The 25290-nt window shown below is 57.2% G+C and carries 20 protein-coding genes; 12 read left to right on the forward strand and 8 right to left on the reverse strand.

What is annotated here, in order from left to right; all coding sequences use genetic code 11:
- Positions 1-3: 3 nt before the first annotated feature.
- The 5 genes from mnmE to MHM86_RS10330 are packed head-to-tail and all read left to right on the forward strand — an operon-like array spanning position 4 to position 5520.
- Positions 4-1290 carry a tRNA uridine-5-carboxymethylaminomethyl(34) synthesis GTPase MnmE gene (gene mnmE, locus MHM86_RS10310; protein WP_239198840.1) on the forward strand — a complete coding sequence of 429 codons (1287 nt, stop codon included), beginning with the start codon at positions 4-6 and terminating at the stop codon, positions 1288-1290.
- Positions 1291-1293: 3 nt separating this feature from the next.
- Positions 1294-3171 carry a tRNA uridine-5-carboxymethylaminomethyl(34) synthesis enzyme MnmG gene (gene mnmG / locus MHM86_RS10315; protein WP_239198843.1) on the forward strand — a complete coding sequence of 626 codons (1878 nt, stop codon included), beginning with the start codon at positions 1294-1296 and terminating at the stop codon, positions 3169-3171.
- Entirely contained in the window at positions 3168-3776 is a 609-nt protein-coding gene (rsmG, locus tag MHM86_RS10320) for a 16S rRNA (guanine(527)-N(7))-methyltransferase RsmG (RefSeq protein ID WP_239198846.1), read from the forward strand. The genes mnmG and rsmG overlap by 4 nt, the downstream gene beginning before the upstream one ends.
- Positions 3769-4581: a ParA family protein gene (locus tag MHM86_RS10325; protein ID WP_239198849.1), complete on the forward strand. Its 813-nt coding sequence runs from the start codon at positions 3769-3771 to the stop codon at positions 4579-4581. Before rsmG ends, MHM86_RS10325 begins: the two co-directional genes overlap by 8 nt.
- Before the next feature lie 18 nt (positions 4582-4599).
- Positions 4600-5520, forward strand: a complete 921-nt coding sequence (locus MHM86_RS10330) for a ParB/RepB/Spo0J family partition protein (protein ID WP_239198852.1) — start codon at positions 4600-4602, stop codon at positions 5518-5520.
- A gap of 40 nt (positions 5521-5560) precedes the next feature.
- Here MHM86_RS10330 and MHM86_RS10335 read toward each other — a convergent pair whose 3' ends face one another.
- From MHM86_RS10335 to rph, 4 genes are read right to left on the reverse strand one after another with little or no spacing between them, the layout of a single operon-like run.
- A complete protein-coding gene (locus MHM86_RS10335) occupies positions 5561-5914 on the reverse strand; it encodes a YbaN family protein (RefSeq protein ID WP_239198855.1) in 354 nt (117 codons plus the stop codon).
- Position 5915: 1 nt separating this feature from the next.
- Positions 5916-7073, reverse strand: coding sequence for a radical SAM family heme chaperone HemW (gene hemW, locus MHM86_RS10340; RefSeq protein WP_239199652.1), 1158 nt, complete (start codon positions 7071-7073; stop codon positions 5916-5918).
- Between the two features lie 46 nt (positions 7074-7119).
- Positions 7120-7731, reverse strand: coding sequence for an RdgB/HAM1 family non-canonical purine NTP pyrophosphatase (gene rdgB / locus MHM86_RS10345; protein WP_239199654.1), 612 nt, complete (start codon positions 7729-7731; stop codon positions 7120-7122).
- Between the two features lies 1 nt (position 7732).
- Positions 7733-8449: a ribonuclease PH gene (gene rph, locus MHM86_RS10350; RefSeq protein ID WP_058319555.1), complete on the reverse strand. Its 717-nt coding sequence runs from the start codon at positions 8447-8449 to the stop codon at positions 7733-7735.
- 149 nt (positions 8450-8598) lie between these two features.
- Here rph and hrcA point away from each other — a divergent pair, with 149 nt between their 5' ends.
- Together hrcA and MHM86_RS10360 are read left to right on the forward strand one after the other, a co-directional pair.
- Positions 8599-9663, forward strand: coding sequence for a heat-inducible transcriptional repressor HrcA (gene hrcA, locus MHM86_RS10355; RefSeq protein WP_239198858.1), 1065 nt, complete (start codon positions 8599-8601; stop codon positions 9661-9663).
- An 18-nt stretch (positions 9664-9681) separates the two neighbouring features.
- The gene (locus MHM86_RS10360; protein ID WP_239198861.1) at positions 9682-10251 is read left to right on the forward strand and encodes a nucleotide exchange factor GrpE; all 570 of its coding nucleotides are present in this window, start codon (positions 9682-9684) and stop codon (positions 10249-10251) included.
- Between the two features lie 270 nt (positions 10252-10521).
- Here the strand turns inward: MHM86_RS10360 and mutS are convergent, their stop codons facing one another.
- Entirely contained in the window at positions 10522-13146 is a 2625-nt protein-coding gene (mutS, locus tag MHM86_RS10365; RefSeq protein ID WP_239199656.1) for a DNA mismatch repair protein MutS, read from the reverse strand.
- 239 nt (positions 13147-13385) lie between these two features.
- Between mutS and MHM86_RS10370 the strand changes: the two genes are divergently transcribed.
- The 3 genes from MHM86_RS10370 (at position 13386) to radC (ending at position 17505) form a co-directional block, all read left to right on the forward strand.
- Entirely contained in the window at positions 13386-15641 is a 2256-nt protein-coding gene (locus MHM86_RS10370; RefSeq protein WP_239198864.1) for an NADP-dependent malic enzyme, read from the forward strand.
- 169 nt (positions 15642-15810) lie between these two features.
- Positions 15811-16686, forward strand: coding sequence for a PfkB family carbohydrate kinase (locus MHM86_RS10375; protein ID WP_239198867.1), 876 nt, complete (start codon positions 15811-15813; stop codon positions 16684-16686).
- A gap of 57 nt (positions 16687-16743) precedes the next feature.
- Positions 16744-17505: a DNA repair protein RadC gene (gene radC, locus MHM86_RS10380; RefSeq protein WP_239198870.1), complete on the forward strand. Its 762-nt coding sequence runs from the start codon at positions 16744-16746 to the stop codon at positions 17503-17505.
- A 10-nt stretch (positions 17506-17515) separates the two neighbouring features.
- On the opposite strand, the gene MHM86_RS10385 is transcribed toward radC, so the two are convergent.
- The 3 genes from MHM86_RS10385 to secA form a co-directional block, all read right to left on the reverse strand.
- A complete protein-coding gene (locus MHM86_RS10385; RefSeq protein WP_239198873.1) occupies positions 17516-19078 on the reverse strand; it encodes a phosphate ABC transporter substrate-binding/OmpA family protein in 1563 nt (520 codons plus the stop codon).
- Positions 19079-19111: 33 nt separating this feature from the next.
- Entirely contained in the window at positions 19112-20143 is a 1032-nt protein-coding gene (locus MHM86_RS10390) for a hypothetical protein (protein ID WP_239198876.1), read from the reverse strand.
- Between the two features lie 140 nt (positions 20144-20283).
- Positions 20284-23019, reverse strand: a complete 2736-nt coding sequence (gene secA, locus MHM86_RS10395; RefSeq protein ID WP_239198879.1) for a preprotein translocase subunit SecA — start codon at positions 23017-23019, stop codon at positions 20284-20286.
- A gap of 177 nt (positions 23020-23196) precedes the next feature.
- On the opposite strand from secA, the gene MHM86_RS10400 reads away from it, so the two are divergent.
- Both MHM86_RS10400 and argJ read left to right on the forward strand, forming a co-directional pair.
- On the forward strand, positions 23197-24057 hold the full coding sequence (locus MHM86_RS10400; RefSeq protein WP_239198882.1) for a peptidylprolyl isomerase: 861 nt from the start codon (positions 23197-23199) through the stop codon (positions 24055-24057).
- Positions 24058-24063: 6 nt separating this feature from the next.
- Entirely contained in the window at positions 24064-25290 is a 1227-nt protein-coding gene (gene argJ / locus MHM86_RS10405; RefSeq protein ID WP_239198885.1) for a bifunctional glutamate N-acetyltransferase/amino-acid acetyltransferase ArgJ, read from the forward strand.

A 25290-nucleotide genomic window follows, 5' to 3' on the forward strand; every position in this document is an offset into this window, starting at 1 on the left:
GTAATGGACACGATCTTCGCCCTTGCCACCGCACACGGCAAGGCCGGGGTGGCAGTGGTTCGCATTTCCGGACCACAGGCGTTTGCCGCTGGCGAACGCTTGGCTGGAAGCTTGCCCGGACCGCGCCGTGCAGGGTTACGCCTGTTGCGCGATTGTGATGGAACTCGGTTGGATGAGGCCCTGATCCTAACCTTTGAGGATCGTGCCAGTTTCACTGGCGAGTCGGTGGTCGAGCTGCAATTGCACGGGTCCGTCGCTGTCGTCGCTGCTGTTTTGCGTGAATTAGGATCCATTTCTGGCCTCCGTCAGGCGGATCCGGGTGAATTCACCCGTCGCGCTTTGGAAAACGGGCGCTTGGATCTGGCACAGGTCGAAGGTCTGGCAGACCTGATCGAAGCAGAGACAGAAGCGCAGCGTCGTCAGGCTTTGCGCGTCCTATCCGGCGACCTAGGTAGCAAGGCGGAAGGCTGGCGACGGGATCTAATCCGCGCGGCCGCGTTGATCGAGGCAACAATTGATTTTGCTGATGAAGATGTTCCAGTTGATGTGTCACCAGAGGTGACGCAACTGCTGACGCGCGTGATGTCATCATTAAATGAAGAGATTGCCGGTGTTTCCGCCGCTGAACGTGTGCGTACCGGGTTTGAGGTTGCCATTGTTGGCGCTCCGAACGTTGGAAAATCTACACTTCTCAATGCTTTAGCAGGACGTGATGCAGCGATTACATCTGAATTTGCGGGAACGACCCGCGATGTGATCGAGGTGCGTATGGATATTGCCGGCCTACCTGTCACGTTGCTGGATACCGCTGGATTGCGCGAAACGCAGGATAAGATCGAGGAGATCGGTATTCAAAGAGCCCGAGAACGTGCTGCCTTGGCTGATTTGCGCGTGTTTTTGGTGGAGGGTGATCAGCACCCGGACTTCACACCAGAAATGGACGACATCGTGTTGAAGGCTAAAGCGGATCTACTAGATGATAAGTCAGGCGCAGTATCTGGTATCAGTGGAGATGGGGTCGTCGGATTGATAGACGCTGTTTCTGAAAAACTGTCGCAACGTACGGCGAATATTGGGATTGCGACCCGTGAACGTCATCGGATTGCAATGGAACGCGCGGTCGAAGCCCTAACTAGCGCAAAAATGTTCGCTGCGATGGGGGAGGATATGACCGAACTGGCTGCTGAGGAGATGCGCACGGCAATCCGCGCACTTGATGCGCTGGTGGGACGTATTGATGTTGAAAACCTGCTGGATGAGATTTTTTCCAGCTTTTGTCTTGGGAAGTAAGGAGTGTTTCACGTGAAACAATTCGACTTCGATGTTGTGGTGATCGGTGCTGGTCACGCTGGTTGCGACGCCGCTGCTGCCGCTGCACGAAAGGGCGCGAAAACCGCTTTGGTAACGCTCAAACGCCAAGGTATTGGCGTAATGTCCTGTAATCCGGCCATCGGCGGACTGGGGAAGGGGCATTTGGTCCGAGAGGTGGATGCATTGGATGGTGTGATGGGCCGCGTTGCTGATGTGTCCGGCATCCAGTTTCGCCTGCTGAACCGTCGTAAAGGCCCCGCGGTGCAAGGTCCGCGATGTCAGTCGGATCGTAAACTCTACCGTGAGGCGATGCTGGCAGAGATGGAAGCGCAAAGAGGCCTTGAAATCATTGAAGGCGAAGTTACTGATTTCATTATGAAAGGTGGTGTCGTTTGTGGTGCGATTTTAGATGATGGAACTGAGCTGAACGCGAAACAAGTGGTTTTAACCACTGGAACCTTCCTGCGCGGCATCATTCACATCGGTAACGAACAGCGTCCCGGTGGACGTATGGGGGATAAACCTTCCGTGAAATTGGCTGAGCGTATTGATAGCTTCAAATTGCCGCTTGGGCGCTTGAAAACCGGTACACCGCCACGTCTGGATGGTCGAACCATCAAATGGGAACTGCTGGACAGCCAACCAGGTGATGATGATCCTGTTGTATTTTCTTTTATGTCTAAAGGCGTTACCGCGCCGCAGGTCAAGTGTGGCATCACCCATACAAATGAACGTACACATCAGATCATCCGCGATAATCTGGAGCGTTCTGCGATGTATGGTGGACATATCGATGGCGTAGGACCGCGTTATTGTCCGTCGATTGAAGATAAAGTTGTACGTTTTGCCGACAAGACCTCTCATCAAGTTTTCTTGGAGCCTGAAGGCGCAGATGACTATACCGTTTATCCGAATGGGATTTCGACCTCTCTGCCTGAGTATGTTCAGTTAGATTACATTCGTTCAATTTATGGCCTGGAAGAAGCGGTGATCTTGCAGCCGGGGTATGCGATCGAATATGATTACGTGGATCCCCGTGCTTTGGATGACGTTCTGTCGGTAAAAACCGTTCCAGGCTTGTTTTTGGCAGGCCAAATCAATGGCACAACAGGATATGAAGAGGCTGCAGCGCAGGGACTTGTCGCTGGCGTGAATGCCGCGGCGCGCGCGTTAGGGCAGGCCCCCGTGACTTTCAGTCGCTCTGACAGCTATATTGGTGTTATGATCGATGATTTGACAACGCGCGGTGTGACAGAACCGTATCGAATGTTTACCTCTCGTGCTGAATTTCGCCTGTCATTGCGGGCAGATAACGCAGATCAACGCTTAACACCGAAAGCGATTGAGCATGGATTTGCCTCGGAACGTCGACGTGAAGTGTTCGAGGATAAGATGCAGCGGCTAGATTCTGCACGTAGGCGTTTGGAGGAGACGACTTTCACACCACGACAACTGTCTGCGCATGGGTTGAAGGTGAATCAGGACGGCGCGCGCCGAAGCTTGTTCCAGATCTTGGCGTTTCCTGATGTTGATTTTTCTAAACTCATTGATCTAGATCTGACGCTTGCAGATATTGATGTTCCAATCCGCGAACAGCTGGAAAAGGATGCACTATATGCGAATTATATTCAGCGCCAACAGCGTGACATAGAGGCTGTAAAACGGGATGAGCAGCAGGTAATTCCTACGGATTTTCAATATGATGCGATTGATGGCCTGTCGAATGAGCTGAAGTTGAAATTGAACCAAGCGCGCCCAGCAAACCTTAGTCAAGCGGCTCGAGTGGACGGTATGACACCTGCTGCTTTGACGTTGTTGCTGGCGAAGTTGCGTCAGGCAAAACGGGAGAAGCGCGCGTGAATGACCTCGGACTTGATGTTTCACGTGAAACATTAGATCGGCTACACGCCTATGTCGCGTTGCTGGAGAAGTGGAATCCGCACATAAATCTCGTGGCGCGATCGACGTTGAGTCGGATCTGGGAGCGGCATTTCGTCGACTCCGCACAGATTTTTGGTTATGCGCCGGAATATGCCGATCATTGGGTTGACCTTGGCAGTGGGGGCGGCTTCCCGGGGCTCGTTGTGGCAACGCTTTCGTTGGAATTACGGCCCGACATGCAGGTTACGCTGGTTGAAAGTGATACACGCAAGGCGACATTCTTGCGTACTGTCATCCGCGAACTAGGATTGAAGGCAACAGTCATTGATCAGCGGATTGAGGCTATTAGACCGTTGAATGCAGATGTGTTGTCTGCACGGGCGTTGGCTGATCTGACGATGCTTTTGAGTTTTGCCGATCAGCATCTCAGCGAAACCGGCATTGCGTTGTTTCCGAAGGGGGCCACTTGGGAAAAAGAGGTTCAAGATGCACTGCAAACATGGCGATTCTCCTCAGAGCGTTTTACAAGTAAGACAGAGTCCGAAGCCGTTGTTCTGAGAATTAGGGAAGTGTCGCATGTCTGATCCCACCCGTCCGAAGGGGCCAAAGATCGTTTCCATCGCCAACCAGAAAGGTGGCGTGGGCAAAACCACAACCACGATCAATCTAGGCGCGGCGTTGGCGGCGCAGGGGTTGAACGTTTTGGTTGTGGATTTGGACCCGCAGGGCAATGCGTCCACTGGATTGGGAGTAGAGAACGATGCGCGGGAGTTCACGACATACGAGTTGCTGCTGGATGAGGTGGATTTGGATCAGGTGATTCAGCCGACCAGTACGCCTGGGCTCAGTATTATTCCGGCAACTGTTGATCTTAGCTCGGCTGATATCGAGCTGATTTCCAATGAAAAACGAGTGTTTTTGTTGCATGACGCATTGCGTCAACATGCGATGGATCGGCTGAATTATGATTATATTTTGATTGATTGTCCGCCGTCCCTGAACTTGTTGACGGTAAATGCTATGGTGGCATCCCATTCAGTTTTGGTGCCGCTGCAGTCAGAATTCTTTGCGTTGGAAGGTCTGTCGCAATTGATGCTGACAATTCGTGAGGTGCGCGGCACCGCCAATCCTGATCTACGGATCGAGGGCATTGTTTTGACGATGTATGATGCGCGTAACAATCTGTCGCAACAGGTTGAAGCGGACGCCCGCGATAATCTCGGCGAATTGGTGTTTGAAACCGTGATCCCGCGCAATGTGCGGGTATCTGAGGCGCCGTCTTATGCGGTGCCGGTATTGGAATATGATCCGAATTCCAAAGGTGCGCAGGCTTATTTGCAATTGGCGCGTGAGTTGGTTGGAAAATCTGTTCGCGTTGCGGCACAGTAAGAATAGCAGGAGGTAACGATGGTTGATCGTCCGAAAACTCGTGGCTTGGGGCGCGGTCTTTCCGCTTTGATGGCGGATGTAACACCGCCGTCGACTGCAGTGGAATCGGGGCAGGGAGACGCTGCACGTCGTCCTGATATGATGGTGCCTATAGAGAAGGTACACCCGAATCCAGACCAGCCGCGTCGCACCTTTACTGAGGACCAGTTGCAGGAACTGGCCTCCTCGATCAAGGAAAAAGGTATCATTCAGCCGCTGGTCGTGCGCGAACGCCCTGGTGATAAGGGTGCCTATGAAATCGTTGCCGGTGAACGCCGCTGGCGCGCAGCGCAGATTGCAATGCAGCATACGATTCCGGTGATTGTGCGCGATTTCGATGATACTGAGGTTCTGGAAGTTGCGATCATCGAAAATATTCAGCGGGCAGACCTGAACCCAGTGGAGGAGGCTGCTGGCTACAAGGCGTTAATGGATAAATTCGGCCATACGCAGGAAAAACTGTCAGAGGTTTTGGGTAAAAGCCGCTCCTATATTGCGAACCTTGTACGCTTATTGCAGCTACCCGATGAGGTGCAGGAGTATTTGCGCGATGGTAAGTTGAGCGCAGGCCATGCGCGCGCGTTGATCACATCTGATGATGCGGTGTCGCTTGCTAAGAAAGTGATTAGTTCTGGCTTGTCTGTACGTGAGACGGAACGTTTGGCGAAGAAAACCGTTTCTGAATTGTCTGAGATTGATCAATCGCGCCCGAAAGCGCCGCGTAAGTCTGTGGAGAAAGATGCTGATACCCGGGCGCTGGAAGCGGATTTGTCGGCTGCATTGCGCATGAAGGTTTCGATTGAGCATGGTGCAGGCGGTGAAAGCGGCAAGCTGATTATCTCTTACGATGATTTTGATGGTTTGGATGAGCTGTGCCGCAAACTGTCGGTTGGTAGCTGATTTGTTTCACGTGAAACATTGAATAGGGGCTGTGCCCGGACTAATTGTTCGGGCGGGTCCATATGAACAACAGCACGCAGGACAGCGTCACAGCCTGGATCAAAATCACCTTCACCGGCACCCCAACGATCATGGATACGCCAAACACCGCGATGATAGAGATGGTGGCGTAGCGCTTTCCGCGCGGGTTGATCGCACCGCGTTCTTGCCATTCACGAATTGAGGGACCAAAGGTAGGGTGTGTGATCAACCAGTTGTGCAAGCGCTCGCTGGATCTGGCAAAGAAGAACGCCGCCAGCAGCATAAACGGCACAGTAGGTAAGAGGGGCAGGACTACGCCTAATAGCCCCAGCCCAACGCTGATCAATCCTAAAGCTGCCCAGAGGTAGCGCATTTCAATCCACCAATAACTCTTTGATAACTGCATTAAGGACCATGCGCCCGTCCTCTGTCACTTGGACAGAGTGTCCCGTATCAAGGATCATTCCAATATCAGAGAGATAGCTCAAACGTTCGACGTTCAAGGGCTGGCCAGCCAGCATTTCGTATCGGTGTTTGTCTAGGCCATCACGGATGCGCAGCCCCATCATCAGGTATTCACCTGCTTGATCTAGTGGGGCAATGACATGTCGGGCCTCTGCGCTTTCACCCGCTTCGATGCTGTGCAACCATTTACCGGGTGTCTGTTCGGTGTTGGTCCCGTGGCGTTGGCCGTCCACAGTAATCCGGCCATGTGCGCCCGGACCGATGCCGATGAAATCGCCGTAGCGCCAGTAGATCAGGTTATGGCGGCTTTCAGCGCCGGGTAAGGCGTGGTTGGACACCTCATAGGCCTCCATCCCGGCCTCGGTACAGATCTCTTGTGTTGCAGTGTACATGTCAGCGGCGCTGTCATCTTCGGGTAGGCCACGCAGCAATCCGCGATCATAACGGTCGCCAAAGGCAGTGCCCTGTTCGATTGTCAGCTGGTAGAGGGACAGGTGATCAATCGCCATGCCGAGGGCCTGACGCAGTTCTGCCTGCCAATCGGATAGCGTTTGGTCCTGACGGGCATAGATCAGGTCAAAACTGACGCGGTCAAACTGGTTGCGGGCGATGTCAAAGGCGGCCTGTGCTTCGGCCACGCTATGCATACGGCCCAGGCGTTGCAGGTCGCGGTCGTTGAGTGATTGAATTCCCATCGACACACGGGACACCCCAGCCTGCGCGTAATCGCGGAAACGGCCAGCCTCGACCGAGGTGGGGTTGGCCTCTAGCGTGACCTCCAGATCATTGGCCTGTGGCCAGATCTGGCGCACCCGTTCTAGGATGCCGTGGACCACAAAGGGTTCCATCAAAGAAGGCGTTCCGCCACCGAAGAAGATGGATTTCAGTACCCGATCCGGTATTTCCGTTGCGTAGCGGTCCAGCTCTTTCAGGTAGGCGTCCAGCCATCGGCGTTGGTCAATCTGGCGGGAGACGTGCGAATTGAAATCGCAGTAAGGGCATTTGGCCGCGCAGAACGGCCAATGCAGGTAGAGGCCGAAGCCCCCTTGCTGCCAGTCGGTGGCCAGCGCCGCGCTGCGGTCACTGGCCTGTGTGGTGGCAGGGGCAGGTGATTTAGCCAAAGCAACCGGCAAGGAAGGCCTGAACAGCGCGGCCACGATGGCTGATGCTGTTCTTTTCTTCCTTCTCCATTTCAGCGCAGGTGATGTCATAGCCATCGGGCATGAACATCGGATCATAGCCAAAGCCGTGGGCACCACGGATCGGCCAGACCAGCGTGCCGGGCATCACGCCTTCAAACACCTCGTCATGACCATCGGGCCACGCCAATACAAGTGTGCAGCGGAACTGTGCGGTGCGGGGTGCGTCGGGGCCTTTGGCGGTGATTTCGTCATTGGCGCGGGTCATCGCCATCATGAAATCACGTCCATCGCCGGTTTCGGCCCAATCGGCGGTGTAGACGCCCGGGGCGCCGTCCAGCGCATCAATTGTAATACCGCTATCATCGCTCAGTGCCGGCAGGCCGGTGGCCTTGGCCGCTGCATGGGCCTTGATGCGGGCGTTGCCGACAAATGTATCCTCAGTCTCTTCCGGCTCCGGCAGATCCATCGCGGCGGCACCCACCACGGTTACTCCGTGGGGGGCCAGCATTTCGGTCATTTCTTGTAGCTTGCCTGCGTTATGCGTGGCGACCAGTAGCTTATCACTGTCAAATTTGCGCATCAGATCATTCTCCAACCGCAGCCAGCTGAGCGGCGGCCAGTTCGGCAACACCCTGCTCGGCCAGATCCAGCAGCTGGTTCATCTGGTCGCGGCTGTAAGTCGCGCCTTCGGCGGACATCTGGGTTTCGATCATCTGGCCGTTGGCCAGCATAATGAAATTGCCGTCAACGCCTGCTTCACTGTCCTCGGGATAGTCCAGATCCAGCACCGGCTGACCGGCGTAGATGCCACAGGACACCGCTGCGACGGGAGAGATTAGTGGGTTTGAGGTGACCTGACCGGTTTTCATCAGTTTCTGCACTGCCAGTTTCAGGGCAACCCAGCCGCCGGTGATCGACGCACAGCGGGTGCCGCCATCGGCCTGAATAACGTCACAGTCGACGGTGATTTGACGCTCCCCCAGTGCGGAACGATCTACGCCTGCACGCAAGGAACGGCCAATCAGGCGTTGGATTTCTACGGTGCGACCACCCTGTTTGCCCATCGCCGCCTCGCGGCGCATGCGCGAAGTGGTCGAACGCGGCAACATACCGTATTCGGCGGTTACCCAGCCAAGGCCCGATCCTTTGATAAAGGGCGGCACGCGGTCCTCAATCGTGGCGGTGCACAGCACGTGGGTGTCGCCCATGCGGATCATGCAGGATCCTTCGGCATGTTTGGTCACGTTGGTTTCAATCGAAACAGGGCGCATTTGGTTCAGCTGACGGCCGGATGGGCGCATGATTTTGGTCCTTGTTTAGGAAATGTCGATAGAATTGAGTGGGGGATACAGGGCTAGGGGGGCGTCTTGCAAGCCTGTCCTGCCTGCCTGTCCAGCAAGTGTGATTGACCTTTCTCCACCATACGATTTAATGAACGACAGAGGTAGAGATGACAGATCGCAGCAAAACCCTGAACCAGATGAACGACCGCTCCCGCGAGGTGTTTCGCCGGGTGGTAGAGGGGTATCTGCACAACGGTGATCCCGTTGGCTCGCGTACACTGACGCGCGAAATGAGCGAAAGAGTCTCCGCCGCGACCATCCGTAATGTGATGAACGACCTTGAATACCTTGGTCTTCTGGATAGCCCGCATATCAGCGCTGGTCGAGTGCCGACGCAGCAGGGGTTGCGGATGTTTGTTGATGGGCTGCTAGAGGTGCGCGATCTGGATCACACAGACCGTCACGCACTGGACCAGACGGTCAGTAGCAATGAAGGCGATGTTCAGGACGTGCTGGATCGTGTGTCAACCGCGCTGTCTGGCGTCACACAGGGTGCTTCTCTCGTTCTGACGCCGAAACATGAGGCTGCAATCAAACATGTGGAGTTCGTCAGCTTAGGTCCTGACCGTGCGCTGGTGGTTCTGGTGTTCGCAGACGGGCATGTGGAAAACCGCGTGTTCACCCCGCCGGTGGGGCAGACCCCGTCCGCGATGCGGGAGGCGGCGAATTTCGTAAACGCCTTTGTCGAGGGTAAGACGCTCAGCGAATTGCGCACGTCGATGAAACAGCAGATTGAGGCGCGCCGCCAAGAGATTGACACGCTCGCCCATGCGCTGATCGACAGCGGGATGGCAGTTTGGGCCGAGGATGGCGATCAACACGAACGTTTGATCGTGCGTGGCCGGTCGAATCTGTTGCAGGCAGAGGGCGCCGAAGAGGATCTGGACCGCATCCGCGAGCTGTTTGATGACCTGGAACGCAAGCGTGACATTGCTGATTTCCTTGATCTGACCGAGGCAGGCGATGGAGTTCGCATTTTTATTGGCTCTGAGAACAAACTTTTTTCACTTTCGGGTTCCTCTTTGGTGGTCTCTCCATATATGAACGCTGACCGTAAGATTGTTGGTGCGGTAGGGGTGATCGGTCCCACACGACTGAACTATGGCCGGATTGTTCCGATTGTGGACTACACGGCGCAGTTGGTGGGGCGGATGATTTCGGATCGCAGCTAAAGTTGGAAAAGGTGGCACATGCCTAGAGAAGACGAATTCCTCGACGATATCGAGACCAGCGAAGCCGAACTGGAAGCGGAAGAGCTGGCCGAAGACGCGGCGCTGGAGCTGGAAGAAGAAGCAGACGAGCTGGAGGCGCTGCGCGCCGAGCGTGACGATTTCCGTGATCGGTTCATGCGGGCCTTGGCGGACGCTGAAAACTCGCGCAAGCGCGCGGACAAACAGCGCCGTGAGGCAGAGCAATACGGTGGCTCGAAACTGGCGCGTGATATGCTGCCGGTTTACGATAACCTGCAACGCGCGATGGATGCGATCAGCGAAGAACAGCGCGAAGCCATGGGCGCGATGCTGGAAGGTCTGGAGCTGACCCTGCGCGAGCTGAAGAACACCTTCAAGAAGCACGGTATCGAAGTGATCGCACCCGAGGTGGGTGACAAGTTCGATCCGAACGAACATGAAGCGATGTTCGAGGCACCGGTGCCCGGCACCAAGGCGGGGGAGATCATTCAGGTATCCGCCGTGGGCTTCATGTTGCACGACCGCCTGCTGCGTCCGGCGCAGGTTGGCGTCAGCTCGATGGCTGGCTGATCTCGCCCATCTCACGCGCGCCGATTCTGGCAGGCGTCGATGAGTGCGTATTTTTGATTTTTGAAAGGGGCGGCATCAGTTTGGAGGCCGCCCTTTTTCGTGGCTATTTTTGGGGCTGAGATTTGGATCTTAAGGTGCAATCACACGAGCCGCGCGGATGAGATCGACGAGAGAGCCTGCAAAAAATCGAAAAATAGTCTCTAAACCACTTAAAATAAGGGCCTTAGAGCCTGTTTCGATGGAAAAATCCTAGCACCGTTTTTAGACGATTTAGCTCTTTGTCAGCTCTTTCAGTTCATAAACTAGCTGCAACGCTTCGCGTGGAGACAAATCATCGGGCAGGATGGTGTTAAGACGCTCCTCCACCTCGGATGGGCCTTTTGTGGCTGTCGGGGGCGGCGGTGGCGGCGCGGCGGAGAAGAGGGGCAGGTCATCTATGACCGCCTGCTTCTTGCCACCTTCGCGTTCACCTTTTTCCAGGGCGTCCAGCACCACGCGGGCGCGGGCAACAACCGCATCGGGCAGACCGGCCAATTTGGCCACCTGCACGCCATAGCTGCGATCCGCTGCGCCTTTGCGCACCTCGTGGAGGAAGATCACCTCTCCGTCAAACTCTTTCACCGCGACGGTGGCGTTGTCTACGCCTTTGAGCTTTTCGGCGAGGTTGGTCATTTCGTGGTAGTGCGTCGCGAATAGGGCACGGGACTGGTTCACGTCGTGTAGATGTTCCAGTGTCGCCCATGCGATCGACAGGCCGTCATAGGTCGCGGTGCCGCGGCCGATCTCATCCAATATTACTAGTGCGCGATCATCAGCCTGATTGAGGATTGCGGCGGTTTCGACCATTTCCACCATAAAGGTAGAGCGCCCCCGCGCCAGATCGTCAGAGGCGCCAACGCGGCTAAACAACTGGCTAACGATGCCGATTTTTGCAGACCGTGCAGGTACATAGCTGCCGACCTGTGCCAGCAGGGCAATCAGCGCGTTCTGGCGTAGGAAGGTTGATTTACCCGCCATGTTCGGACCGGTCAGCAGCCAGATATCGGCGCCGGCGGATCCGTCCGCCAGATCGCAATCATTGGCGATGAACGGCGCGCCGCCTTGTTTGCGCAGCGCCAGTTCTACAACCGGATGGCGGCCACCGCTGATCTGTAGGGTGCGGCTATCGTCTACCTCTGGCTTGGCCCAATCCTCAGCTCGGGCCAGATCGGCAAGGGCTGTGGCCAGATCCAGTTCTGCCAGCGCGCGGGCGGCGACGTTGATGTGATCGGCGTGGGACAGAATGGCCTGACGCAGATCCTCGAACAGTCGCTTCTCAATCTCTAACGCGCGGCCACCGGCGTTGAGGATTTTTGTTTCCATTTCTGACAGCGGTACGGTGGTAAATCGGACCTGATTTGCGGTGGTCTGGCGGTGCTTGAACGTGTCGGACAGCGGTTCGGACAGCATCTTGTCCGCGTGGGTTGCCGTGACCTCCACAAAGTAGCCTAAGACGTTGTTATGTTTAACCTTCAGGGAAGAGATGCCGGTCAGTTCCTGATATTCGGATTGCATTGTGGCGATGACGGAGCGGCCCTCATCCCGCAGGGTGCGTACTTCGTCCAGCTCCACGTGAAACCCTGGCGCGATAAATCCGCCGTCACGTGCCAAGAGAGGCGGTTCCGCGATCAGTGCGTTATCCAACAGGTCTATCAACGCGTCATGGCCGATGAGGGCGCCAGCGGCGTTCTGCAACAGGTCGGGCAGGGCGGTGGCGGTTAGCGGTTCGTGGATCTGTGCGGCCTGCGCCAGACCGTTGCGTATCGCGGCCAGATCGCGGGGACCGCCACGGTCCAGACCAAGGCGCGATAGGGCGCGATCAAGGTCTGGCACCTTGCGCAGATCATCGCGCAAATTGGCCGAGAATCGAGACTGTTCCAGCGCAAAATCGACTGCTGCCAGTCGATCGTGAATGACATTCAGCACCCGTGAGGGGCTGGACAGACGCCGTTCCAGCAGGCGTGCACCAGCAGCCGTAACAGTGCGGTCAATCGCGGCCAGCAGCGATCCGGCACGGCCGCCGGACATGGATTGCGTTAGTTCCAGATTACGGCGGGTGGCGGCATCAATCTGCATCACCCGTGCCTGCGCATCACGCACGGGTTTTTGCAGCAGCGGCAGTTTGCCTTTCTGGGTGATCTCCAGATATTCCACGACGGCGCCCATTGCGGATACTTCGGCGCGATTAAACTGTCCGAACGCGTCCAGCGAGCTGACAGAGAATAGCGTACACAGCCGCTTTTCCGCCGACGTGCTGTCAAATGCAGACCGAGATAATGGTGTGATGGCAGAGCCAGATTCAGAGACTATTTCAGCTAAATTCGCGTCTGACTGTTCGGACAAAATTAGTTCTGATGGCATCAAGCGGGCCAGTTCCGGCCCCAGCCGTACTGATGGCAGTGCCATCGCATGGAACGCGCCAGTCGAAATATCGACCCACGCAAGCGCCGCCTCATCCCGTACGGTGGCATATGCAGCCAGATAGTTGTGGCGCCGTGCCTCTAGCAGAGAATCCTCAGTCAGTGTGCCGGGGGTGACCAGGCGCACCACATCGCGTTTTACCACCGACTTATAACCGCGCTTTTTCGCTTCTGCGGGACTTTCCATCTGTTCGCAGACGGCGACACGGAATCCCTTGCGGATCAAGGTGAGCAGGTAGCCTTCGGCGGCATGAACGGGGACGCCGCACATGGGGATGTCTTCGCCGTCATGCTTGCCGCGTTTGGTCAGGGCGATATCCAAGGCCTCTGCCGCCGCGACCGCGTCGTCAAAAAACATCTCATAGAAGTCGCCCATCCGGTAGAACAACAGCGCGCTTTCATGTGCTGCCTTAATCTCCAGATATTGCGCCATCATTGGCGTTACTGCTGCTTTGGCCCCGGCCACCCCATGTCCCCCTGGGTTCGCTTGATCTTGGCGCTGACAATAAGCGGTGGGGGGAATGGGCGAAAGGGGCAATAGAGCGGTGCCGGATGGCGCAATATTGTCAAGAAATGTCGGATTTCTAGGAAAAGCATCCCGACGGTGGTTGAGGCCCGTCGCGGCAACCTGTATGCAACCCTGTAATAGAGTAATATTCGGAACGAAAAACCGCCATGACAAAGCAGAAAATTACGTCAAGTGAGGCGCTGGCCTTTCATTTGGAACCGACCCCTGGCAAGTGGGAAGTGACCGCAACCGTTCCGATGACCACCCAGCGGGACCTGTCCTTGGCCTATTCGCCGGGCGTTGCTGTCCCCTGTGAGGCGATCGCGGAAAACCCTGAACTGGCCTATGATTACACCAACAAGGGCAACCTTGTCGCGGTGATTTCCAACGGCACCGCAGTGTTGGGTCTGGGTAATTTGGGTGCTTTGGGATCGAAACCGGTGATGGAGGGTAAATCGGTCCTGTTCAAGCGGTTTGCCGATGTAAACTCCATCGATATCGAGCTGGATACCGAAGACCCGGATGAGATCATTCAGGCGGTGAAGCTGATGGGCCCGACCTTTGGCGGGATCAACCTAGAGGACATCAAAGCGCCGGAGTGTTTTATCATTGAGCAGAAGCTCAAGGAAGAGATGGACATTCCCGTGTTCCATGATGACCAGCACGGCACAGCGGTGATCTGCGCCGCGGGCCTGATCAACGCGCTGCATCTGTCGGGTAAGAAGATTGAGGATGTGAAAATCGTCCTGAACGGGGCAGGGGCGGCGGGGATCGCCTGTATCGAACTGTTGAAGTCGATGGGCGCGCGGCACGAAAACTGCATCGTGTGCGATACAAAAGGCGTTATCTATCAAGGTCGTACCGAAGGTATGAACCAGTGGAAGTCGGCCCATGCGGTAAAGACTGAACTGCGCACTCTGGAAGAGGCGATGGAAGGTGCTGACGTTTTCCTTGGCGTGTCGGTGAAGGGTGCGGTGACACAGGAAATGGTGCAGGCTATGGCAGAGGATCCTGTGATCTTCGCTATGGCGAACCCTGACCCTGAGATCACGCCTGAGGAAGCGCATGCTGTGCGTCCTGATGCTATCGTGGCCACCGGTCGATCAGACTATCCGAACCAAGTGAACAATGTCCTTGGCTTCCCCTATCTGTTCCGTGGCGCGCTGGATATTCATGCCCGTGCTATCAATGATGAAATGAAGATCGCCTGCGCCGAAGCGCTGGCCGAACTGGCGCGTGAGGACGTGCCGGATGAGGTGGCCATGGCCTATGGCAAGTCGCTGTCTTTTGGTCGTGATTACATTATTCCTACACCCTTTGATCCGCGTTTGATCCACATGATCCCACCGCGTGTGGCCAAGGCAGGCATGGACACAGGTGCTGCCCGTCGTCCGATCATTGATATGGATGGCTATGAGCTGTCGTTGAAATCGCGGATGGATCCGACGGCCAACGTGATGCGTGGCATTCACGCCCGTGCCCGCAAAGCGCAGGCGCGGATGATCTTTGCTGAGGGGGATGATCCCCGTGTGCTGCGTGCTGCCGTGCAGTATCAGCGCGCCGGTTTCGGTAAGGCGCTTGTGGTGGGTCGAGATGCAGAGGTGAAGGCCAAGCTGGAAGCGGCCGGTATGGGCGACGCGGTGCGCGAGCTGGAGGTGGTCAATGCCGCCAATTCTCGTCATCTGAACCAGTATAAGGATTTCCTTTATAAGCGTCTGCAGCGAAAAGGGTTTGACCGTCATGACGTGCATCGTCTGGCCAGCCGTGACCGCCATGTGTTTTCATCTCTGATGCTGGCGCATGGGCATGCGGATGGCCTGATCACCGGTGCCACGCGCAAGTCCGCCTATGTGATGGAGCTGATCAACCACGTCTTCGACGCCGATGCGGCGCATGGGGCTGTGGGTGTAACTGCGCTGTTGCACAAGGGTCGAATCGTGCTGATTGCCGATACGTTGGTGCATGAATGGCCGGACGAGCAGGATCTGGCGACGATCGCTGAGAGGTCTGCCGATGTGGCCCGTCACATGGGGCTGGAGCCGCGCGTGGCCTTCGTCAGCTTCTCCACCTTTGGCTATCCGGATTCGGAACGTGCGAATAAAATGCATATCGCGCCACAGGTTCTGGAAGCACGCGGCGTGGATTTCGAGTTCGAGGGCGAAATGACCGTCGATGTGGCCCTGAACACCACCGCGCAGGAAGCCTATCCATTCCAGCGCCTCAGCGGTCCTGCGAACGTGCTGGTGGTGCCTGCGCGCCACTCGGCGTCGATCTCGGTTAAGTTGATGCAGGAAATGGCAGGGGCCACGGTGATTGGCCCGATTTTGGCGGGTATCGACAACTCGATCCAGATTTGTTCGACCAACTCTACCGCCAACGACATCCTGAACATGGCGGTTCTGGCGTCTTGTAAAGTAGGCTAAGCGACTGCAAATAAATAGGATTAACGCGCCTGATGGAGTGATCCGTCGGGCGTTTTCTGTTGAGCGCTCCCTCCCTTGGGGGAGGGTCTGGCGCGGCCCTTACGGGCTTTAGCGCGCTCTTGCCTTTGATCCACATTCTACGCCATCTTGCGCCAAATGGAGGCACGTCATGGCAATCTGGAACCTCGGATCGATCAATGCGGATCACTTCTATCGGCTCGATCATATTCCCGCCCCCGGTGAAACGATCCTCAGCGGCGGATTGACCACGGGTCTGGGCGGCAAAGGCGCGAATATGTCCGTGGCAGCGGCCCGTGCTGGTGCGCGTGTGACCCATATCGGCGCGGTTGGACGCGATGGGGGTTGGGCTGTAGAACGCCTGCTGGAATACGGTGTTGATACGCGCCAGATCGCCACCAGTGTCGATGCTACAGGTCATGCCATCATCATGTTGGACCCAAGCGGTGAGAATTCGATCATCGTGCACCCCGGTGCCAATGTGACCATCCCGACAGACCAGATTGGTATTGCCCTGACAGAGGCCACGCCGGGTGATACCTTGTTGATGCAGAACGAAACAAATGCCCAAAGTTTTGCCGCTGATACAGCAGTGAAACTGGGCCTGCGCGTCGCCTACGCCGCAGCTCCATTTGAGGCAGAGGCAACCCGTGCCGTGCTGCCGCAGGTCGATCTGTTGTTTCTGAACGCAGTTGAGATGGCCCAGTTGAGCGCCGCAACAGGACAGGGGCCAGCAGATCTGGGTGTACAGACTGTCGTGGTGACCAAGGGCGCGGCGGGCTGCACACTGTATGATCAAGCGGCGGGCTGGGCGGCGCAGGACATTCCTGCGCCGGAGGTTGCGGTGGTCGACACCACCGGCGCGGGTGATACGTTCACCGGCTATTTCCTCGCCGCGCTGGATCGTGGTGCGCCGTTATTGGCAGCGGCCGAGCTGGCGATCAAGGCGTCGGCGCTGATGGTTACCCGTGCAGGCACCGCGGATGTGATCCCCGACCTCAAAGAGGTGCTGGACTGGGCCGTCTGAGGTGGCTGTTCGGGGCGATTAACCAGATGCTAACCACTCTGCGCCAATGTGGAGCGTATGAGAGAGCTAGGCGAATCCCCTTTTCCGCTGTTTGATCACGCATCGCGCGTGCATGCGCCTGTTGTGAAGCCTAAGGCGCCGAAACAGCCCAGCTATATTCAGGGGCACCGTAAACGCCTGCAAAAACGATTTCTGGACGGTGGTTCGGACGCGTTGCCGGATTACGAATTGTTGGAATTGGTCCTGTTCAACGCCATCCCGCGTCAGGATGTGAAACCGCTGGCCTATCGCCTGTTGAACACCTTCGGTGATTTCAACAATGTGCTGTCCGCCCCCATCCCCCGTTTGCGGGAAGTGGACGGTGTCGGTCCCGGTGTCATATGTGAATTAAAGGTGGTGGAGGCTGCCGCGCATCGTCTGTCCCGCGCGCGGGTGCTGAAACGGCAGGTGGTTAGCAGCTGGGAGGCGTTGCTGGATTATTGTCACACCACAATGGCGCACCGCGATACGGAACAGTTTCGGGTGCTGTATCTGGATCGCAAAAACGTGCTGATCGCAGATGAGGCGCAGGCGCAGGGCACCGTTGATCACGTGCCTGTCTACCCGCGCGAGGTGGTGAAACGCGCTCTAGAGGTGAACGCATCCGCTCTTATTTTGGTACACAATCACCCCTCCGGCGATCCCACGCCATCACAAGCTGATATCGACATGACGCAGCAGATTGCATTGGCGGCGCAGGCACTGAACCTGACGCTGCATGATCACCTGATCATCGGCAGATCACAGGAGGTTTCCTTTCGCAGCGAAGGTTTGTTGTAACGTGGGGCCGTTAGTGCACCCAAACCTCAACACGACGGTTCACCTGGCGACCCCAGGCGCTGTCATCACAGGCCATTGGCAGCGCCTCGCCAAATCCCCGCGCATTGAGTGTCAGCTGTTCTAGGTTTGCCGTCTCTGCCGCCTGCTTCACAGCCAGCAGGACCGCGCCCGCCCGTTTTTCGGCGATCCTTTGATTGGCAGCCGCGCCGCCATTGCCATCGCTGAAACCTGCAAACAACAGGTCACGGGCATCGTACTGTCCCGCCTCCAAGGCCTGCGCCAGAAGGGCGACGTTTGATCGTGATTGCGCATCCAGGCGCGCCGACCCCGCTTCAAACCTGAAAGACAGAGATAGACGTTTGCGATCGGATAGATCGGATACCATGGTTTGCAGCGCCTTCAGTCCGACTTCTGGTCCTGCTTGGGCGATGGCATTGGCAAAACGGTCACCTTGGTCGCGGATCGCAATCTCTTCGGGTGCCTGATCAGTCAGGCCAGCGCGGCGAATGACCAACTGCGCAGCATCAGACCGGGTGAAACGGATGAAATCACGGCCCAGTTTCGGCAATCGCCGGGCGGGCAGGTACAGGAACATCGGTGCAGACAGGGGATAATCTTCGGTTTTCAGGCTCAATCGATCGGCCAGCAGGCTGAACCCGCAGGCGCCAGTCAGGCCCAGTGTTTTGTTCGCGCCTGCCGCACTGGCGCTGATCAGCCCCAGACCAAAGGGGTCCTGTGCCACGGCTTTGCCCAGTGCCTGATCGCTGATGTGGCGCAGCGCACCTTCGGTCAGTGTTCCACCAGCGGGGCGCAAAAGACGATCCACCACCACTTGCCATATGCCCGCGCTCTCGTTGCGCAGGTGTAGTGTGATAGGTGCATCGGGCCCGCCCAAATCGGACCAGTTGGTGATCCGACCTGTCAGTATCGCTGCCAGTTTCGGAGTAGAGATTTTGGCGACTGGATTGTCTTGCGCCACCACTGGCACCAATCCGTCCAGCGCCAGAACACGGCCGCGGCGCGCATCCTGCATGTCGCCCAGACCTGCCAGCATCGCATCACTGCGTTCGCGTGGTCGCATTTCGCGTTGGGCCATCACGATGTCCGCGTCATTGGCCAGCAAATCGGTAAATCCCTGATCCGTATTGGCCAATAAAATGGTCAACACACCGACGAAGCGTGCGTTGGCCGCATCTTCTAGCGTCAGAACCAGTTCATTTGTGTTGGGCTGGGTGCGGGTCACGCGATATCCCTGACGGTCGGCAAAGGCCTGGATCAGTGCAGGGACCAACAACCGGCCCATGGTCTCGGAGCCCGAAAAGGTCAGGCGCGCCACGTAATCGGTCAGGTTTGGGCAGGCGGGCCCGTCGCACAAGACGCCGGATCCATCAACGGTCAGTTCGCCATAAAGGGTTTGAACGCGGTAAAATTCACCATCAAAGCCCAGCAAATCGCCAGAGATTTCGACAGTGCCGTCGGGCGATGTCAAAGTGACGTCCTGCGCCAAAACGGTTTGAACCATCGCGCTGATAAGAAAAAGTGCGGCGCAAACCGCCGCACGCAAAATAACCATTCCGCTTGCCCCTGCCTGAGGTGTTTCCACCGCTTAACGTGCGGCGAGTTTCAGGTCTTGTAGCAGGTTTTTCAACAACAGAAAGTCACCAACCGTGTCACAGCCCGGCACAGCCAGCGACAGTTCGCGCACCTCTAACTGGCCACTGGGATGCCATTGGATCGCTTCGGCCTGAATGTCGCGGTTGCAGTTGGCGGCTGTCACTTCGGCCTCAACAGACAGTTGGACGTTGCCGCTTTCGGCCCGTGTGACGGGGACGGTGTAGACCTCCGCACGGTAGCTTTCGGTCAGGTCGCGGTCCCCTAGCAGGATCATCTGGCCCTCCGCTTCGGTTGTGCTGAGGGCGCCAGACCAGACATGGCCTTCTTCGCCGTGGCCGGCACCGAATTCATGGGCGTGTAGGCTGATGCCCAGATCCCCACGCCATTGTGCGGCAGCGCGTTCATATTGGCCCATATCTGGCACCATGACGTGGCCGACAGCGCCGTCGCCATTGCCCAGATCAGCGATAAATACGGCAGAGTCTGAAAGTGCGGGCGCAGTCACAACCAACTGACCGTTTGCATCAGTGAGGTGGGTGAACATCAGCCCGTTGTGGTGCAGCGTAACGCGCTGACCCGGCAGGCAGGGCGCGTCGAGGGAGATCAGAACCATCGCGCCTGTCTGAGCCGTCAGGGTGATTGCGGGATCGCAGGCGCGATCCTCAACCTCCAGAAGGGGGGGCGCCAGATCCTCAAACGGGGCGGTGCTGACCAACTGGTCCAGTTGCAGCGCACCGGAAGTTTCGGCGATGTTTTTAGTGGGGTTTACGGGCTTGGACGGCGCAGACGTTTCTGCAATCGCTGGAGTCGGATCGGCGGCGCCAACTGTCAGTGTGATATCGGTGAGGGCGAATGCATCAGAGCGAGCGGTCTGTTGTGCATTTTGCACAGTTGCCGAGGAGACGCCCTGAACGGTCGTGCCATTTTGCATAAAGAAGCCGATAGCGAAAACCATGGCCAGCGATACGGCGGCCATCTGGTAACGTTGTGTCTGCTTTGTTTCCTTCGTCAGTGCCTTGGTCATTGTCCCGCCTCCGGTCAGAAGAACCCAACCCTGATAAAACGCGGCAAAAGGGGCACAAACATGGCACAGGCGCGGAGTCTTTGGGGACACCGCGCCTGTTGATAAGCGTTTTGTGGGGCGTGGCGGTTAGGCCATCACGATTAGGCGAGGCGCCCGTGGCAGTGTTTGAACTTCTTGCCCGAACCACAGGGGCAGGCATCATTGCGGCTGGGATTGCCCCAGGTTGTGGGGTCGTTTTCATCAAACCCGTCGACCAGCGGTTCACCTGCCAGTTGCTCAGCGGCCGGTTGCTGGCCGGTGCCAGCCGCCGGGGCGGGGGCCGCAGCGGCGGCTGCTTGTTGCATCTGTGCCTGTTGGGCCATCATTTGTTCCATGATGGCACGTTGTTCGTCCTCGGTCATCGGGCGAACCTGACCCAGTTTTTGCGACACATCTTCGCGCAGGCTGTCGAGCAGTGTTTCAAAAAGTTGGAAACTCTCAGTCTTGTACTCGTTCAGCGGATCGCGCTGCGCGTAGCCTCGAAAACCAACGACAGACCGCAGATGTTCCAGTTTAAGCAGGTGTTCACGCCATTTGGCGTCGATCGTCTGCAGCAGAACCTGCTTTTCGATGCCGCGCATGTTGTCGGCACCAAAGGCTTCGGCCTTTTCGGCCATGTTGGCATCTGCAGCTTCTTCCATGCGTTCTGCGATATCGTCACCATCAACACCCTCTTCATCACCCCAGGTGATGACCGGCACATCCAGGTTCAGCTTTTCAATCGCAGCGGCGTAGAGACCTTCGGTATCCCATTGATCGGCATAGGATTTCGGCGGGATATACGTATCCACCAGATCGTCGATCACCTGATCGCGCATGTCCTTGACGATTTCGGACAGGTCCGCAGCCTCCATGATCTCACGGCGCTGGCCAAAGATGACTTTACGCTGTTCGTTCATCACATCGTCGAATTTCAGCAGTTGCTTACGAATGTCGAAGTTGCGGCCTTCGACCTTCGCCTGCGCGCGTTCCAGCGATTTGTTGACCCATGGGTGCACAATCGCTTCGCCTTCTTTCATGCCCAGTTTAGACAGCACCGCGTCCAGGCGTTCAGAGCCGAAGATGCGCATCAGGTCATCTTCAAGGCTGAGGAAGAAGACCGAGCGGCCCGGATCCCCCTGACGGCCAGAACGACCGCGCAGCTGGTTGTCGATGCGGCGGCTTTCGTGACGTTCTGTGGCCAGAACAAACAGACCGCCTGCATCCTTGACCGCCTGTTCGTCGGCCTCATGCGCTGTTTCGATCTGGTCGCGGATGGTGGCGTGATCACCTTCGGGGTTGGCGGCAATCGCTTCCATCACCTTGAACTCAACGTTGCCGCCCAGTTTGATGTCTGTACCACGGCCTGCCATGTTGGTCGCGATGGTCACGGCGCCCAGTTTGCCGGCGTCGGCGACGATCTGCGCCTCTTGTTCATGCTGGCGGGCGTTCAGAACGTTGTGTGGCACCTCGGCGGCAGTCAGCAGCTGACTGAGAAATTCGGACTTCTCGATCGAGGTGGTGCCAACCAGAACCGGCTGGCCCTTGGCATGCGCCTCTTTGATCGTCTTAACCGAGGCGTCGAATTTTTCGCGCACGGTGCGGTAGACCTGATCGTCTTCATCCTTACGGGCAACGGGACGGTTGGTGGGCACTTCAACAACGCCCAGACCGTAGATTTCGGCAAACTCCTCTGCCTCGGTCGCGGCGGTGCCGGTCATACCACCCAGTTTGTCGTAGAGACGGAAGTAGTTCTGGAACGTCACCTGTGCCAGCGTCACGTTTTCAGGCTGGATCTGGCAGCCTTCTTTGGCTTCGATCGCCTGATGTAGGCCTTCGGACAGGCGGCGGCCTGTCATCATACGGCCGGTAAATTCGTCGATCAGCACCACGTTGCCGTCACGCACGATATAGTCTTTGTCACGGGTGAACAATTTGTGCGCACGCAGGCCTTGGTTCACGTGGTGAACGATTGTGGTGCTTTCGGGATCATACAGGCTCTGCCCCTCGGGCAGGATGCTGTTTTTCAGCAGCAGTTCCTCAAGAAACTCGTTGCCTTCATCGGTGAAAGAGACGTTCTTTGTCTTTTCATCAATGGTGTAGTGCTCTTCTTGCAGCTCAGGGATCATCTGGTCGATTGCGATGTACATATCGGTGCGATCTTCGGCCGGTCCAGAGATGATCAGCGGCGTCCGCGCTTCATCCACGAGGATCGAGTCAACCTCATCCACCACGGCAAAATAGTGATCGCGCTGCGCGATTTCCGATAGTTCGGATTTCATGTTGTCGCGCAGGTAGTCAAAGCCCAGCTCGTTGTTGGTGGCGTAAGTCACGTCACAGGCGTAGGCCTCGCGCTTCTCGCCTTCGGGCTGCTGCGGGTAGACAACGCCGGTGGTCATGCCAAGGGCGGTGTAGACCTTGCTCATCCATTCGGCGTCTCTTTTGGCAAGGTAGTCATTCACGGTGACGATATGCACACCACGGCCTGTCAGTGCGTTCAGGTAGGACGGGAAGGTCGCAACCAGCGTTTTACCTTCACCGGTTTTCATTTCCGAAATGTTGCCCTGATGCAGAAATATGCCGCCCATCAGCTGGGTGTCAAAGGCGCGCAGACCCAGGGCCCGTTTCGCCGCCTCACGGCAGTTGGCAAAGGCTTCGGGCAGGATTTTGTCTAGGCTTTCACCACCTGCGACACGCTCTTTAAACTCCGCCGTTTTGTCGATCAGACCCTGATCGGTCAGTTTTTCAAACTCAGGCTCCAGCGCGTTGATCTGCTCCACCAATGGGCGGGTTGCCTTGACCTTGCGGTCGTTCGGCGTGCCGAAAATCTTCTTGGTAAGCGTTCCGAAACCCAACATTTTCTTTCCGATCCGGTCATTGACTATAACGTGTGGCGCATTTGCTTGCCGCTTGTGTACGCAACGCATAAAACAATTACGAAACCCAGCAATATAATGGCCTCAAAGCGATGTAAGGGGCGGCTGGTGCAGTGTCAACGTTGCGCACCTTTTGCGCGCCACCAAAGGGCCTTTCCCATGCTGAATCTCTTGTCAAAACGCCTCACTTTCCTGTCAGTCGCCGCTTTTGCAGCCGCGACGATGCAGCCGTTGCACGCTGATGATGTGCCAACGGTAGACTCTGTCGTGGCTACGGTGAACGGGGCAGAGATCACGCTGGGCCATGTGCTGCAGTCACGCGCTGCGCTGCCGCAGCAGTATCAGCAGTTGCCCGTTGAGGTATTGCTGCCCGGCCTAATCGACCAGTTGGTCCAGCAGACCCTTCTGTCGCAAACCGCGGGCGATGCGCCCAAATCGGTGAAGCTGGCCATGGAAAACCACGAACGCACCCTAATGGCTGGCGTGACGCTGGATGCAGTAATTGCCGACGCGGTGACCGAAGATGCACTGCAAGCGGCCTATGATGCCAGCTACGGTGCAGCAGAACCGACACAGGAATACAACGCCTCCCACATTCTGGTTGAGGATGAAGCCGCCGCCGCCGCACTGACCAAAGAGGCACGCGAAGGCGCCGATTTTGCTGACCTGGCGAAAGAGCATTCCACCGGCCCGTCCGGCCCCAACGGCGGTCAACTGGGCTGGTTCGGCACCGGGGCCATGGTGCCCGCGTTTGAGGCGGCGACCATTGCACTGGAACCGGGTGCGATTTCCGAACCGGTTGAAACCCAGTTCGGCTGGCATGTGATCAAGCTGAACGACGTGCGAGAGAAAGCCGCGCCGACCTTGGACGAGGTCCGCGGTGAACTGGCCGCCCAAGTGCAACAACAGGCGATCGAGGCCCGAATCGCAGAACTGACCGAAGGTGCCAGCATTGATCGTAGCGCGGCCGATGCGCTGGACCCCGCGCTGCTGAACAGCATCACGCTGGACGCGGAGTAAACGCAGATGGCTGGAAACATCCCTGTCTCTCCGCTGGCTCCTGCCAGCTTCCCTCAGTTGCCCGTTGTTCAGGGCGCGACCTTTGCCTCCGCTGCAGCGGGGGTGAAATATCAGGGCCGCACTGACGTGATGCTGGCGCTTTTGAAGCCCGGCACGACGATGGCAGGTGTGTTCACCCGTTCCGCCACACGGTCGGCCAACGTTCTGGATTGTCAGGCGAAAATTGGCGCTGACAGCGATGCTGGTGCGGCGATCATCGTGAACTCCGGCAATTCCAACGCTTTCACCGGCAAGGCGGGTGAAGGGTCGGTCGACGCGATCTGCACCGCAGTGGCTGAGGCAGCTGGTCTGCCCGCGGCACGCGTTTTCACCTCCTCCACCGGGGTTATTGGTGAACGTTTGCCCCATGACCGCATCACCGCCAAACTGGCGGAACTTACGGCAGGGCAACAGGCGGATGGGTTGGAAGGCGCGGCGCAGGCGATCATGACCACCGATACTTTTGCCAAGGGCGCAACCGCGACGGTGCAGATCGACGGTGCGCCCGTGACCATCGCGGGCATTGCCAAGGGTTCGGGCATGGTGGCGCCGGATATGGCGACGATGCTTGTCTATATCTTTACCGATGCTGCCGCTTCCCGCCCGGCGCTACAGGCGATGCTCGGCGCGCATACCGACAAGACGTTCAACAACATCACCGTGGACAGCGACACTTCCACCTCTGACACGCTGCTTTTAGCGGCTACAGGCGCGTCTGGTGTGAATGTGGACGGGAATGACACCTTTGCACAGGCGCTGCATGACGTGATGCTGGATCTGGCACATCAGGTGGTGCGCGACGGTGAAGGCGCGACCAAGTTTTTGGAGGTCCATGTTACCGGCGCCGCATCTGATGCAGATGCACGCACCCATGCGATGGCGATTGCCAATTCGCCGCTGATCAAAACCGCCGTAGCGGGTGAGGATCCGAACTGGGGCCGCGTTGTCATGGCTGTGGGGAAATCCGGCGCAGCGGCGGATCGCGATCTGTTGACCATCCGGTTTGGCGATATTGTGGTCGCGGAAAACGGCTGGGTGTCAGAGAGCTATACCGAAGACGCCGGCGCCGCCTATATGAAGGCGCAGGATTTGGTGATCGGCGTCGATCTGGGACTGGGCAGTGGCACATCCACAGCATGGACCTGTGATCTGACCCACGGCTATATCACCATCAACGCAGACTATCGTTCGTAA

The sequence above is a fragment of the Thalassobius sp. Cn5-15 genome, assembly GCF_022347685.1.
GTDB lineage: Bacteria > Pseudomonadota > Alphaproteobacteria > Rhodobacterales > Rhodobacteraceae > Thalassobius.